This is a genomic window from Streptomyces sp. Ag109_O5-10, from assembly GCF_900105755.1.
Lineage (GTDB): Bacteria > Actinomycetota > Actinomycetes > Streptomycetales > Streptomycetaceae > Streptomyces.
Genome location: NZ_FNTQ01000001.1, coordinates 5,417,976 through 5,431,820, shown reverse-complemented (window position 1 = coordinate 5,431,820; position 13,845 = coordinate 5,417,976). Strand labels below are relative to the sequence as shown.

The following is a 13,845-nucleotide window of genomic DNA, read 5'->3' as shown; positions in this document are numbered from 1 at the left end:
GGTGGGTGCAGGGCACGCGCACCGGCTCTACCGGCACGCGCACTCACGCGTGCACGTGCTGCCGCCGCACACCAAGCTCGCCGCCGCCGTCGCCTTCGTGGTCGTCGTGGTCTCGACCCCGCGCACGGCGATGTGGGCGTTCGCGCTGTACGCCGTGCTGCTCGCGGTCGTCGCGCGGCACGCGCGCGTGCCCGCCGGTTTCCTGCTGAGGCGGCTGCTGATCGAGGTGCCGTTCGTGGCCTTCGCGGTGCTGATGCCGTTCGTCGCGGAGGGCGGACGGACCGACGTGCTGGGCCTCTCGCTCAGCGTGAACGGCCTCTGGGGCGCCTGGAACGTTCTGGTCAAAGGCACGCTGGGCGTCGCGGCCTCCGTCCTCCTCGCGGCCACCACGGAGCTGCGCGATCTGCTCCTCGGCCTGGAGCGGCTGAAGCTGCCGCCCCTGCTGGTCCAGATCGCCTCCTTCATGATCCGCTACGGCGACGTCATCACCGACGAGATGCGCCGGATGCGGATCGCCCGCCGCTCGCGCGGCTTCGAGGCGCGGGGCGTGCGCCACTGGGGCGTGCTCGCGAAGTCCGCGGGCGCGCTGTTCATCCGCTCCTACGAACGCGGGGAACGCGTCCACCTCGCCATGGTGAGCCGGGGGTACGCCGGTTCGATGCCGGTCGTCGACGAGGTGACCGCCTCCCGGGCCGAGTGGTCGTACGCCCTCGCGCTGCCGCTGTCCGCTCTCGTCGTCTGCCTGTTGGGATGGGCCCTGTGACCCCTGCTCCGGCTTCCCTGGAGGTCTCCGGCCTCGCCTACGCCTACCCCGACGGGCACCAGGCCCTGTTCGGCGTGGACTTCTCGATCGCGCGCGGTGAACGGGTCGCGCTGCTCGGACCGAACGGCGCCGGGAAGACCACCCTGGTGCTGCACCTCAACGGCATCCTGGACGGCGGCGCCGGCACGGTGACGGTGGCCGGACTGCCCGTCGGCAAGCGGCACATGGCGGAGATCAGACGGCGGGTCGGCATCGTCTTCCAGGACCCGGACGACCAGCTGTTCATGCCGACGGTCCGCGAGGACGTGGCGTTCGGACCGGCGGCGGCCGGACTGAAGGGCGCGGCGCTGGAGGCACGCGTGCGTGCCGCCCTGGAACAGGTCGGCATGGCCGGCTTCGCCGAACGCCCGCCGCACCACCTGTCCTTCGGGCAGCGCCGCCGGGTGGCGGTGGCGACCGTCCTCGCCATGGAGCCGGAGATCCTCGTCCTGGACGAGCCCTCCTCCAACCTCGACCCGGCCTCCCGGCGCGAACTCGCCGACGTCCTGCGCGCCCTGGACGTGACGGTCCTGATGGTCACCCACGACCTGCCGTACGCCCTGGAGCTGTGCCCGCGCTCCCTGGTGCTCAGCAACGGCACGATCGCCGCCGACGGGCCCACCGCCGACCTCCTCGCCGACGAGGCCCTGATGCGCGCCCACCGTCTCGAACTTCCCTTCGGGTTCGTCCCGCGTCCGTGACAATGGGCGCGTGACGCATCAAGAGGACGCCGGGACCCCCGCGGGGCCGCCGCGGCTGGACGACCAGCTGTGCTTCGCGCTGTACGCGGCACAGCGCGCCGTGACCGCCGCCTACCGGCCGCTCCTCGACGAACTCGGGCTCACCTACCCGCAGTACCTCGTGCTGCTCGTCCTGTGGGAGCGGGGCGAGACCACGGTGAAGGAGCTGGCGGAGGCGCTCCGGCTCGACTACGGCACGGTGTCGCCGCTGCTGAAGCGGCTGGAGGGGGCGGGCCTGGTACGCAGGGAGCGCTCGGAGCAGGACGAGCGCTCGGTGCTCGTCGGATGCACCGGGCGCGCGGAGGAACTGCGGGAGCGCGCGGCGCGCATCCCGGGCGCCCTGCTCACGACGACGGGGCTCGACGGGTCCGACGTGGCCCGGCTGCGCGAGGAGCTGCGGGACCTGGCGGAACGGGCGGGCCGGGCGGCCTCGCGGCCGTCGTAGCCGGGTGCCTTTCGGCCGTCGTGACCCGATGGCCGTGCGGCCGCGACAGCCGAGAGCCGTTACCCACGGTTTTCACCCCCTGGTGGCCACAGGGGTTCCTACCGGTCGGTACCTTGTGCACGATGTGCTTGCACACTCCTGTGTTGCCCACCACTGTTTCCGCCCTGGGGGAGGTCCCGCCGTGATCGAAGGCGCCACCGTCGACTCTCGTCCGACGAAGATCATGTATGTCGCAGAGGCCACCGCGCACGGCGGCCGGAACGGGTATGTCAGCAGCCAGGACGGTCAGATCGACCTCAAGGTCGCAATGCCGCCGGAGCTGGGCGGGGACGGCAACGGCACCAACCCGGAGCAGCTGTTCGCGGCGGGCTACAGCGCCTGCTTCCACAACGCGCTGATCCTCGTCGGCAACCGCGCGGGCTACGACCTGACCGGCTCCACGGTCGCCGCGAAGGTCGGCATCGGCCCCAACAAGCTGCGCGGCTACGGCCTCGCCGTCGCCCTCAGCGTCTCGCTCCCGGTGCTGGACGCGGACATCGCGGCGAAGCTGGTGGACGCCGCCCACGAGGTGTGCCCGTACTCGAACGCCACGCGCGGGAACATCGAGGTGACCATCGTGCTCGGCTGACCCCGGGCACGTGCCGCACACCACGTTCGTACCGAGGAATCCGGGGCCGCACGGCCCTGTTTCCCTCACTGTCACCGGCAAGAGGGCAGGCGGAGGGATCCGGACGTGGACGTGCACGGCACTGTGGCGGAGGGCTTCGAGCCGGTCAGGGACGCGTTCGCGGCCAATTTCGAGCAGCTCGGGGACCGGGGCGCCGCGGTCGCCGTGTACCGGGACGGGCGCCGCGTCGTCGACCTGTGGGGCGGCAGCAGGGATGTCGACGGTGACACCCCGTGGGAGCACGGCACGGCCCAGATCGTGCGCTCGGCGACCAAGGGCGTCGCCGCCGCCGTCCTGCTGCTCCTGCACCAGCGCGGCGAACTGGACCTGGACGCGCCGGTGGGCGACCACTGGCCGGAGTACAAGGCGGCCGGCAAGGAGCGGACGCTGGTGCGGCAGCTGCTCGCGCACTCCGCGGGCGTACCGGTGCTGGACCGGCCGCTCACGCCCGCGGAGGCCGCCGACCCCGACCTCGGCGCGGCCGCCGTGGCGGCGCAGGCGCCGGTGTGGGAGCCGGGCACCGACCACGGCTACCACGCGCAGACGTACAGCTGGCTGACCGGCGAACTGGTGCGGCGGGTGACCGGGCGGACCGTCGGCGAGTGGATCGCGGACGAGATCGCCGGACCGCTCGGCGCCGGGCTGTGGCTCGGGCTGCCGGAGGCGGAGCAGGCGCGCGTGGGGCGCGTCGGGCCGGTGCCGGCACCCGAGAGCGCGGGCGCGCTGCGGACCCGGCCCAAGCGGGCCGTCTCCGAGGCGTACGCCGACCCCGGCTCGCTGACCCGCCGGGCGTTCGGCGCGATCGACCCGCTCCCGGACGAGAACGACCCCGCGTACCGCGCGGCCGCCCTGCCCGCCTCCAACGGCATCGCCACCGCCGACGGCCTGGCCCGCTTCTACGCCTCCCTGATCGGCGACGTCGACGGCGGCCGACGGCTGTTCACGCCGGAGACCGTGGAGCTGGCCCGCGGCGAGCAGTCGGCCGGCCCCGACCGGGTGCTGGTCGTCGCCACCCGCTTCGGGCTCGGCTACATGCTGCACGGCAGCGCGTCCCCGCTGCTCTCCCCCGGCTCCTTCGGCCACCCGGGCCGCGGTGGCGCGCTCGCCTTCGCGGACCCCGGGTCGGGTATCGCCTTCGGCTACGTCACCAACGGCTTCCGCAAGAGCGTGACGGCGGACCCGCGGGCGCAGGCGCTGGTACGCGCGGTGCGCACGGCGCTGTCGTAACCACCGCGCGCACCGCGTGCCCGCGCGCACCACTCACACGTTGATCGGGTGCGAATGCCGCCCCGACAGGGCGTCGATCTCGCCGTGCGCCTTGGACAACAGCTGCATGGCGAGTTCGTTCAGGGCGCGGGCGCCCGCGATCTCCTCGCCGACTCTCGGCTGGTTGTTGTCGGACTCGTGCCGGCTCGCGTGGCCGTGCGCCCGTACCTCGGTGCCGTCGGGCAGGCGTACCAGGGCCACCGCGCGTGTGTGCGTGTCGTCCTCCAGGAACTCCATCTCGACATGCCATCCCACAGCGGTTTTCATCATGTTCATCACGGGACCACCTCCGGAATCGCTGCTTCCAGGGTGCTCCTCAGGGACCGGGTCCGTCACGTCGGCCCGGCCCCCGGTGCCCGCGCCCGTCGCGGGCGCCCGCCCCGCTACTTGTCCTCGAAGCTGGCGAAGTACGCGGCCGCCATGTCCTCGTCGGCGTGCCCCTGGGCGGCGGCGCGGGCGAAGCGTTCGGCGGTCGCCTGGGCGACGTCCAGGCGCACGCCGTGGCTCGCGCCGGCGGCCACGATCAGCCGGGCGTCCTTCCCGGCGGTGGCCACCGCGAACGACGGCGGGGTGAGCTGGCCGTCGAGGATCAGGTTGGCCTTGGCCCGCAGGTAGCCCATGTCGAGAGGGCCGCCCGCGATCAGGCCGAAGAAGCTCTGCGGGTCCACACCGAGCGCCTGGGCCAGCGCGACCACCTCGCCGGTGGCCGCCGTGGCCGCGAGGACCCAGCTGTTGGCGACCAGCTTGAGCCGGGTCGCGGCGGCCGTGGACCCGTCGTCGCCGGTCCACACCGTGCGGGCGCCGATCGCGTCGAAGACGGGCGTGACGGTCGGCCGGCCCTGCTGCGGCCCGGCGGCCAGGACGGTGAGCTGTCCGGCCTCGGCGGGCTGGCGGGTGCCGAGGACCGGGGCGTCGTAGAAGACCAGGCCGTGCTCGGCGGCGAACGCGGCCAGGGCGGGGATCTGGTCGAGGCCCGCGGTGGTCGACTGCGCCCAGACGGCCCCGGGGTGCAGCGATCCGGCGGCCTCGCGCAGGGTCTCCAGGGCGGTCGCGCCGTCGTACAGCATGGTCAGGACGACGTCGGCGCCGTCGACGGCCTCGGCCGGTGTGTCCGTGACCTGGGCGCCGTCGGCGGCGAGCGGTTCGGCCTTGGCGCGGGTGCGGTTCCACGCGCGGACGGTGTGTCCGGCCTTCAGGAGGTTGCGGGCCATCGCGGCGCCCATGATGCCGGTGCCCAGCACGCCCACGGTCAGCTTGTCGGTCATGACGTCTCCCTGTCCTCGTACGTTCCGCAGCCAGCTTGACGTACCGGGGGCCGCCCGGCGCGCGGCGCCCGGGTATCCCGGCGGCGCGCCGCAGAACGCACGGGGACCCCGGCCGCGAGGGCCGGGGTCCCCGTGCGCGGGCGGTCTTGGCTCAGCCGTCGTTCTCCGCGGACGGGAGGTAGGCACCGGGCACGTCGTTCGGCGCGTAGATCTTCTTGTCGCCGGGGTAGGGCTTGGTCCAGTTGTGGGTCTGGTACCAGGTGTAACGGTTCATCTGGGTGGGGTTGGCGTAGTCCGGCACCGCGTTCTTGCCGGTCAGCCGCTGGTGCGAGGCCCATGTCTGCCACTGTGCCGCGACCGTCTTCTCGGCCGCCGGGACGGAGACCGACGTCGGCGCGGCCGCCGCCTGGGGGTTCTGGGCCGCCGGGGTGTCCGAGCCGCAGGCCGGCTGCGGGTTCACGCCGAGGGTCAGCGAGGTTCGGTTCGGGACCGCCGTGAAGGGCGTGTCGTCCGGCTTGCCGGTGAACGCCCCGTACATCGGGGTGGCCGCGCTGTCGAGCTGGTTCATCGGGTGCACCCCGAGGATCTGCTCGACGGTGCGGACCATGGTGATCTGCGAGTAGTAGTGGTCGTCGACCTTGCCGTGCTGGGCGTAGGGGCTGATGACCTGGACCGGGGCGCGGTGGCCGTCGACGTGGTCGAGGCCGGCCTGGGAGTCGTCCTCGACGACGAAGATCGCCGAGTCCTTCCAGTACTTGCTGTGGGTGATCTCGTCGACCATGCGGCCGACCGCGAGGTCGTTGTCGGCGACCTCGGCGGCGGCGTTCGCGGGGCCGCCGGTGTGGTCGTCGGAGAACCAGAACATGTTCAGGTTCGCCGGGCCGTTCTTCTCGAAGTCCTGCTTCCAGATCTGCTCTTTGTAGATGTCCGGGACGTCGAGGTCGAACAGCGGGAAGCCCTGCACGGACACGTCGTTGAGCGAGGGGATCGCCGAGCCCGTCTTGATCGGGTAGGCGGTCTGGGCCCCGGTCGCGGCCATGTTCTTGCTGTCGCAGTACAGGTTCTGCCAGGTCGCCCCGGCCGGCTTGCTCTCGTACGACTGGAACTCGCCGAAGTCCTTCACGGACTTCCCGGCCGCCTGCGCTCCGGTCCAGATGAACCCGGTCTTCTGGTGGCCGAGGACGTCGTCCTCGGTGTCGTAGCTGCGGGTGTACTCGCCGGCCGACGACTCGGTGTACTCCGGGTTGTCGGACTGCATCAGCCAGTTGTGGCCCTCGGCGGAGTTGGTGCCGATGTCGTAGAAGTTGTCGTACAGGCCGAACTGCTGGGCCAGCGCGTGCTGGTTCGGCGTGACGTTCTCGCCGAACTGCGTGAGCGCGGGGTTTCCGTTGCCCTGCGGCAGGTCACCGAGGACCTGGTCGTAGGTGCGGTTCTCCTTGACGAGCAGGAAGACGTGCTTGATCGTCGACGGGTCGCCGATCCGCTTCGGGACCGGGACGGCCTTCTTGTGGCTGTTGGCCTTGGCGGTCTTGACCGAGTTGGACGTCCAGCCGTTCTGCTTGAACACCTTGTTCGTCTCGGACCTGACGACCTGGTCGCTCGGCATCGTGAACTGGGTGAGGCTCGACGTGGTGTCGTGCGTGCTGTGGCCGGCGGCGTCGGGGCGCAGCGCGTCGACGCCGCGGGTGTTGGCGACGACGATCTTCTTGCCGAGGGCGGTGATCCCCGACGGGAAGTAGTCGGTGGGGAGCAGGCCGACGTAGCGGGCCGGCTGCTGTGCGGAGGTGTAGCGGTAGACGGCGACGGCGTTGGCACGGCCGAGCGTCACCAGGAGGCGGCCGTCGTCGGTGAGGGTGACCGCGTTCGGCTCGTAGCCGACGGACGCCTCGGGCCACGGCTGGGTGGAGATCGTCTGGACGACCTTGTCCTTGCTGCTGTCGATGACCGAGACGCTGTTGTCGGCGGTGTTGGTGACGAACACCGCGCCCTTGCTCGCGTACACGGCGGTCGGGTGCAGGCCGACGTCGACGGTGGAGACGGCGGCGGACGGGTCCGCGGTGTCGATGACGCTGACCGTGCCGGTGGTGCTGGCGCCGGTCTTCGGGTTCGCCACGACACTGGTGCCGTACGAGTTGATGGTGGTGTCGCCGGCCTTGGCCGGGCGCCCGCCCTCGTTGCTGACGTAGAGCTTGCCGCCGACGAGCGCGAGGCCGCGCGGGGCGTTGCCGACCGCCCAGGTCTGCTTGATCGTGCCGGTCGCCGCGTCTATGGCGACCACCTTGTTCTGTCCGTTGACCGCGGAGTACACGGTGGAGCCGTCGGCGGAGAACACGGCCGCGCCCACCAGCGCCTGCTTGGAGCCGTCGGCCGCGATGGTGACGGCCGTCGGGTTGGCGAGGGTGCCGTCGGCGTCGACGGTGAACTTGGTGTAGCCGTTCGCCTGCCCCAGCCACAGCTGCTTGCCGTCGGGCGAGTAGGTCGGCCCTTCCTGGCCGACCGCGCCGCTGCTGATGCGCAGGTTGTCGGCCGCGTTGGTGCCGATCTTCTGCGTGACCTGACCCGTCGCCAGGTCCACGACGACCAGGGAGGCGTCGCCGTCCGCGATCGAGGCGGCGAGGTGGCTGCCGTCCGGGCTGACGACCGACGACATGATCTTGCCGTCGTTGATGACACTGCGGGTGCCGTAGGGGTTGATGTACTGGTCGGCGGAGACGACCTGGCCGTTGGCGGTGGTCTGGCCGACCTGCTGGGTGCCGAACTGGTAGGTCGAGGCGACCGCGGTGCCCGTGACGCCGAGGGCGACGGCGATGCCCGCCGTCACCAGCAGGGTGTGGCGGCCGACGTGTCTGCCGAAGAGGTGGATCTGCTTCTTCTCGTTGATCCGGCGCTGGCGGGTTACCTGCACGGAACTGTTTCCCTTCAGTGGGTGTCGAGCAGGTCGACGTTGCCGTCGAACTGCCACAGCGGATTCGGGGCGTCGCCGGTCGAGGTCCTTACGAGGAAGTAGCCGTTGACTTCCTTGGGACCGTCGCCGTCGGCCACGAACCGCCCGTCAGAGGTGATGTCGAGCTGGTAGACCGCCGTCCCCGTGACCGCGGTGACGCCGGGGAGGTGCCAGCTGACGACGCAACGCCAGTCGTTGCCCGCGCCCTCCTGGGCGGACCGGCCGTCGCTCTTGGTGCATGCCGCCGTGGCCTTCAGCTGGGCCTCCGTGACGGCGGGCCGGTGCAGTTGCTCTGTCTGCAGCCGGTAGAGGTGGCCGAAGACCGTGGCGAGGGACTTCTGCACCTTGTCCTGCCGGATCCCGGAGCCCGTCGACGGGGTGGCCACGGCGAGCGCGCCGACGGTGACGGCGGTCAGCGCGGCCAGCGGCAGCACGCCGAGGGTGAACGCGCGGCGCCCTGAGCCGTCGTAGGCCGGGGTGGTGAAGTCCCGCCGGACGAACAGCACATACGCGAGGACCGTCGCGAGCACCGCCCACGCCAGGCTCACCGCGACGGCGATGAGCAGCGGGGCGAGCTGCCCGGGGCTGGTGAACAGGCCGTTCCAGGAGGTGAAGGCGTAGCCGGGGAGGGCGAGGCGCACCGCGACGGGCAGCGGCAGCATCTGGGCGACGGACATCGCGAGCGCGACGACCGGCGGCAGCAGCAGCCCCATCGGGGAGCGGCCGAGGGCGACGGAGCCGAGCAGTCCGATCGCGGCGAGGGAGAGGGCCGGGGCGAGGGCCGCGAGCCAGGCGAGCAGGACCCGTCCGGCCGCGTCGGCGGGCGACAGGAGGTGGCCGTCGAGGCCGACCAGCGGCTGGTCGCCGACCGACGCCAGGCCGCCGAGCGTGCTGGAGACGGCCAGTCCGGCCACCAGCAGCAGGATGAGGGTGAGGCCGGCCAGCGACTTCGCGACGAAGATCCGCGCGGGTGAACGGACCGCCACCAGCAGGTGCCGCCAGGTGCCGAGGCGGTCCTCGGCGGCGAACACGTCACCGGCGACCAGCGACGTCAGCAGCGGGAGTGCCCAGGTGCCGGCGAAACCGAGCATCACCAGCGGCCCGGCCCACCCGGTGGCGTGCATCCAGCGCCCGAAGAGCGTGTCGGCGGGCAGCGTGCTCTGCCGTCCGACCCCCGCGACGAACAACCCCGGCGCGATCCAGCAGGCGAGCACCAGCAGCCGGATCCGCCACTGCGAGACCAGCTTCACCAGTTCGAAGCGGTAGCCGCGGGAGACCGGGACGCGACGGGTGACCGGAGCGGGTCCGGTGACGGGAGCGTTCTCCGTAACGGTCATCGGCCGGTCTCCTGGTGTTCGGTGAGGGCGAGGAACGCGGCTTCCAGGGGGGAGACGACGGGGGCGAGTTCGCGCACGGCGACACCCGACCGCACGACCTCCGTGACGAGTTCGTCGAGGGCGGGCACCAGGGCGCGTACGACCAGCACGTCGGGGTCGCTGCGCAGGCCGAGGCCGGTGTCGTCGACGATCCGGATGCCGGGCGCGTCCGCGGCGAGCCGGCGCGCGGCCTCGGCGTCGGAGGTGCGCAGCCGGTAGTCGAGTTCACGGTTCTCGGCGGCGAGCTTGGTCAGCGGGCCGGAGAAGACGACGCGGCCGGTGGCGAGGATGGTGACCTCGGAACACAGCGCCTCCAGGTCGTCCATCCGGTGGCTGGAGAGCACCACGGCGGTGCCGTCGGCGGCGAGCCGGGTGAGGACGCGGTGCACGTGCCTCTTGCCGGCCGGGTCGAGGCCGTTGGAGGGCTCGTCGAGGACGAGCAGCCGGGGCCGGGTGAGCAGGGCGGCGGCGAGCCCGAGCCGCTGGCGCATGCCGAGGGAGAAGCCGCGGGTCCTGTCGTCGGCGACGTCGGTGAGCCCGACCTCGGCGAGCACGTCGTCGATCCCGGCCGGCCGCGCGTCCTGGCCGCGGAGTCCGGCCAGCGCGGTGAGGTTCTGCCGGGCGGTGAGCGAGGGGTAGAGACCGGGCGCGTCCACGAAGCCGGCGACGCCGTCGGGAGCGGCGAGCGCCCGCTCGACGGCCGTGCCCAGGATCTCCAGCCGGCCGCCGTCGGCCACGGCCAGCCCCAGCAGCAGGCCGAGCAGCGTCGTCTTGCCGGCGCCGTTCGGCCCGACCAGGCCGTGGATCTGACCTTGCGTCACGTCGAGGTCCACGGCGTCCAGCGCGACGACGTCACCGAAGCGCCTGGTGATCCCGCGGGCCCGGACCGCGTGCGGTGTGTCCATGAGTCCCGTGCGTCCCTTCTTCCGCAATCCGCCAGGGACTTTATGGAGAACACACAGCCCGGGCACGGGTGGTCGGTTGAACGTTCGAGGAACGGTTCGTCAAGGCAACGGCAAGTCCTGTGCGCGGACCGGCCGTCCGGGCCCCGGCGCCGCAACGCCTCCGCGCCACAAGGGCGATCGGGCCGGGCGCCGTCGAACGTGGCCTAACCTGCGGGCAGGGCCCGCAACGGCCGCGCGCAGCCACGCCGACACCGAGGAAGAACCCGTGAAGAGAGCCGTCCCGAACCGCGCCCCGGTCCTGTACGCGATATCCGCGACGTGTGCCGCCATAGGCGTCCTGCTCTGGGTGCGCGGCCGGACCGACCCGCCGCCCATGAGGTACGCGGACTACCTGGAGGCCGACTCCTTCACCCCGTCGGTCTGGCGGGTGTGGTCACCGGCGATGCCCCAGGAACGCCTCGGCTGGTACCTCGTCGCGGCCGGGCTGGTGCTGGCCGTGGCGACACGCTTGCTGTCCGGCCGCCGGGACTGATCGGACCGCGGTGACCGCCGGGGTCACGCGGTGGGCTCGCGTACGTCCACGACGGTGGCGCCGGCGTGCTTCACCAGGGCGGCGGGGGCGATGGGGAAGACGGCGTGGGGGTTGCCTGCCGCGGCCCACACCACGTCGTGGTGGAGCAGCGCCCGGTCGGCGAGCACGCGTGTGCGGGTCCGGTGGCCGAAGGGCGGTACGCCGCCGATGGCGTACCCGGTCGTCTCCCGTACGACGTCCGCCTTGGCCCGGGTCACCCGCGCGGCGCCGAGTTCCTTGCGGACCAGTTCCACGTCGACGCGGGAGGCGCCGTCCATCAGCACCAGCACCGGCACCCCGTCGGCCGCGAAGATCAGCGACTTGCAGATCTCGCTCAGCTCGCAGCCGACCGCGGCGGCGGCCTCGGCCGCGGTGCGGGTCGCGTCCGGGAACCGCCGGACCCGCGAGGTCAGTTCCCCGAGGCCCAGTTCGGCCAGCGCGGCGGCGAAACGAGGATGGGCACCGGAGTCCTGGGCATCGGCGTCAGTGGCGGCTGTCGTCGTCATGGGGGCACGCTAACGGGGCGGGGGAAGGTGCGGCGAGTGGTTAAGCGCGGGGTGCACGAGGAAGCCGGTGAGGGCGCCCCGTCCCCACGGACCCTCACCGGCGGTCTGTCACGAGCCGTACGTCAGACGCGTACGAGCTCCCGGTCCTCGTCCTCCTTGCCGGTCGCGGCGGCCTCGCCGGACAGGGCACGCAGGCCCTCGCCCTCGACGTCGACGTTGGGCAGCGCCCGGTCCAGCCACTTCGGCAGCCACCAGGCGCGCTTGCCGAGCAGGGCGAGGACGGCCGGGACGATCGCCATGCGGACGACGAACGCGTCGAAGAAGACCGCGATGGCGAGGCCGAAGCCGATCATCTTGATCATGGACTCGCTGGAGGTGATGAAGCCGCTGAAGACGGAGATCATGATGATCGCCGCGGCGGCCACGACCCGCGCGCTGTGCCGGAACCCGTTCACCACGGCCTGGCCGGGCGTCTCGCCGTGGACGTACGCCTCCCGCATCCGGGTCACGAGGAACACCTCGTAGTCCATGGCGAGGCCGAAGACCACGCCCACCATGAAGATCGGCATCATCGACATGATCGGGCCGGTCTGCTCGACGCCGAGCAGGCCGCCGAGCCAGCCCCACTGGAAGACCGCGACGACGGCGCCGAGCGCGGCGAGCACGCTGAGCAGGAAGCCGAGGGCCGCCTTCAGCGGGACCAGGATGGAGCGGAAGACCGCGATCAGGAGGAGGAAGGCGAGGCCGACCACCAGCGCCAGGTACGGGACCAGGGCGTCGTTGAGCTTCTGCGAGAAGTCGATGTTCATCGCGGTGGTGCCGGTGACCAGGACCCGCGCGCCGGTGTCGGCCTTGACGTCGGCACCCTGGTCGCGGATGGCGTGCACCAGGTCCTCGGTCTGCACCGAGGACGGCTTGGAGTCCGGGATCACCGTGATCGTCGCGGTGTCGCCGGCCGGGTTGAACGCCGCCGGGGTCACCGTCACGACGTCCTTGAGGCCCTTGATGTCGGCGGCCACCTTGGTGGCCGCCTTCTTGGGGGCGTCACTGCCCCTGGCGTCGACCACGATCATCAGGGGCCCGTTGAAGCCGGGGCCGAAGCCCTCCGACAGCAGGTCGTAGGCCCGGCGCTGGGTCGTGGACGTGGGCTGCGAGCCGTCGTCGGGCAGGCCCAGTTCGAGCTGGGTGGCCGGGAGGGCGATCGCGCCGAGGCCGGCCACGCCGAGGAGCAGCACGGCCGCCGGGCGGCGGACCACGAAGCTCGCCCAGCGGGCGCCCAGGCCGGGCTTGTCCTTCGGGGTGGCATGGGCGTGCGTCCGGCGCTTCTCGCCCGTGGCCCTGACCTTCCGGCCGGCGTAGCCGAGCATCGCCGGGATCATGGTGAGTGCGATGAGGACGGCGACCACGACCGTGCCCGCCGCCGCGAGGCCCATCTTCGTCAGCATCGGCACGCCGACGACCGAGAGACCCGCGAGCGCGATCACGACCGTGAGGCCCGCGAAGACCACCGCCGAGCCCGCCGTGCCGGCCGCGCGGCCGACCGCCTCCTCGCGGTCGCGGCCCTCGGCCAGCTCGCCGCGGTAGCGGGAGACGATGAACAGCGCGTAGTCGATGCCGACCGCGAGACCGATCATCATCGCCAGGGTGGACGTGGTGTCACCGAGGTCGAGTGTCTTGGCGAGGGCGGTGATGGTGGAGACGCCGATGCCCACGCCGATGATCGCCGTCAGCAGCGGCAGTCCGGCCGCGACCAGGGAGCCCAGGGTGATGACGAGGACGACGGCGGCGATGGCGAGACCGATGACCTCACCGGCGCCGCCCGCGTCGGCCCCGGACTGGAGCGCGTCACCGCCGACCTCGACGGTCAGCCCGGCCTTCTCGGCGTGGTGGCCGGCCGCCTCCAGCGCGTCGCGGGAGGAGTCCTTGAGCTCCGTGCCGGAGACGTCGTAGCGCACCGAGGCGTAGGCGACCGTGCCGTCCTTGCTGACGGCGTGCTGCTTGTAGGGGTCGGTGACGGAGGTGACCTCGGAGCCGGCGGCCAGTTCCTTCTCGGTCTTCCTGACGGTCGCCTTGTTGAGCTGGTCCGTCATCTTCTCGCCGGCCGGTGCCTTGAAGACGACGCGCGCGGTGGCGCCGTCGGAGCTGGAGCCGGGGAAGCGCTGGTCCAGCAGGTCGAAGGCCTTCTGGGCCTCGGTGCCGGGGATCGAGAAGGAGCTGGAGCCGGCCGCGGGGGCGGAGGCGGCGGCGACGCCGGCGAGGATCAGCAGCGCCACCCATATGAGGGCGACATAGTGCCGTCGCCGAAAGGCGAACCGGCCGAGCTTGTAGAGGAACGTGGCCACGGGGGCGTACTCCCGG

13 protein-coding genes are annotated in these 13,845 nt (G+C 72.2%); 6 read left to right on the top strand and 7 right to left on the bottom strand.

Annotation, left to right across the window (positions count from 1 at the left end):
* Window position 1: 1 nt before the first annotated feature.
* The 5 genes from cbiQ (at window position 2) to BLW82_RS24925 (ending at window position 3,881) form a co-directional block, all read left to right on the top strand.
* Window positions 2-763: a cobalt ECF transporter T component CbiQ gene (gene cbiQ, locus BLW82_RS24945; protein WP_093501903.1), complete on the top strand. Its 762-nt coding sequence runs from the start codon at window positions 2-4 to the stop codon at window positions 761-763.
* The gene (locus tag BLW82_RS24940; RefSeq protein ID WP_107408572.1) at window positions 751-1,503 is read left to right on the top strand and encodes an energy-coupling factor ABC transporter ATP-binding protein; all 753 of its coding nucleotides are present in this window, start codon (window positions 751-753) and stop codon (window positions 1,501-1,503) included. Before cbiQ ends, BLW82_RS24940 begins: the two co-directional genes overlap by 13 nt.
* A gap of 10 nt (window positions 1,504-1,513) precedes the next feature.
* Window positions 1,514-1,987: a MarR family winged helix-turn-helix transcriptional regulator gene (locus tag BLW82_RS24935; protein ID WP_093501901.1), complete on the top strand. Its 474-nt coding sequence runs from the start codon at window positions 1,514-1,516 to the stop codon at window positions 1,985-1,987.
* A 223-nt stretch (window positions 1,988-2,210) separates the two neighbouring features.
* Complete coding sequence (locus BLW82_RS24930) at window positions 2,211-2,615, top strand: organic hydroperoxide resistance protein (protein WP_218162417.1); 405 nt, start codon at window positions 2,211-2,213, stop codon at window positions 2,613-2,615.
* A 105-nt stretch (window positions 2,616-2,720) separates the two neighbouring features.
* Window positions 2,721-3,881 (top strand): serine hydrolase domain-containing protein, encoded by a 1,161-nt coding sequence (locus BLW82_RS24925; RefSeq protein ID WP_093501897.1) that lies wholly within the window; start codon window positions 2,721-2,723, stop codon window positions 3,879-3,881.
* A gap of 33 nt (window positions 3,882-3,914) precedes the next feature.
* On the opposite strand, the gene BLW82_RS24920 is transcribed toward BLW82_RS24925, so the two are convergent.
* The 5 genes from BLW82_RS24920 to BLW82_RS24900 all read right to left on the bottom strand — a co-directional run bounded on the left by BLW82_RS24920 (window position 3,915) and on the right by BLW82_RS24900 (window position 10,410).
* The gene (locus tag BLW82_RS24920) at window positions 3,915-4,190 is read right to left on the bottom strand and encodes a DUF1876 domain-containing protein (RefSeq protein WP_093508247.1); all 276 of its coding nucleotides are present in this window, start codon (window positions 4,188-4,190) and stop codon (window positions 3,915-3,917) included.
* Window positions 4,191-4,303: 113 nt separating this feature from the next.
* Entirely contained in the window at window positions 4,304-5,185 is an 882-nt protein-coding gene (locus BLW82_RS24915; protein ID WP_093501895.1) for an NAD(P)-dependent oxidoreductase, read from the bottom strand.
* Between the two features lie 151 nt (window positions 5,186-5,336).
* Complete coding sequence (locus BLW82_RS24910) at window positions 5,337-8,090, bottom strand: bifunctional YncE/alkaline phosphatase family protein (RefSeq protein WP_093501893.1); 2,754 nt, start codon at window positions 8,088-8,090, stop codon at window positions 5,337-5,339.
* Window positions 8,091-8,104: 14 nt separating this feature from the next.
* Entirely contained in the window at window positions 8,105-9,466 is a 1,362-nt protein-coding gene (locus BLW82_RS24905) for an ABC transporter permease (RefSeq protein ID WP_093501891.1), read from the bottom strand.
* Complete coding sequence (locus tag BLW82_RS24900; RefSeq protein ID WP_093501889.1) at window positions 9,463-10,410, bottom strand: ABC transporter ATP-binding protein; 948 nt, start codon at window positions 10,408-10,410, stop codon at window positions 9,463-9,465. The genes BLW82_RS24905 and BLW82_RS24900 overlap by 4 nt, the downstream gene beginning before the upstream one ends.
* A gap of 265 nt (window positions 10,411-10,675) precedes the next feature.
* Between BLW82_RS24900 and BLW82_RS24895 the strand changes: the two genes are divergently transcribed.
* Complete coding sequence (locus tag BLW82_RS24895) at window positions 10,676-10,942, top strand: hypothetical protein (RefSeq protein WP_093501887.1); 267 nt, start codon at window positions 10,676-10,678, stop codon at window positions 10,940-10,942.
* A 23-nt stretch (window positions 10,943-10,965) separates the two neighbouring features.
* On the opposite strand, the gene BLW82_RS24890 is transcribed toward BLW82_RS24895, so the two are convergent.
* Window positions 10,966-11,487, bottom strand: coding sequence for a YbaK/EbsC family protein (locus tag BLW82_RS24890; RefSeq protein ID WP_093501885.1), 522 nt, complete (start codon window positions 11,485-11,487; stop codon window positions 10,966-10,968).
* Between the two features lie 122 nt (window positions 11,488-11,609).
* The gene (locus BLW82_RS24885; protein ID WP_093501883.1) at window positions 11,610-13,829 is read right to left on the bottom strand and encodes an MMPL family transporter; all 2,220 of its coding nucleotides are present in this window, start codon (window positions 13,827-13,829) and stop codon (window positions 11,610-11,612) included.
* Between the last annotated feature and the right edge of the window lie 16 nt (window positions 13,830-13,845).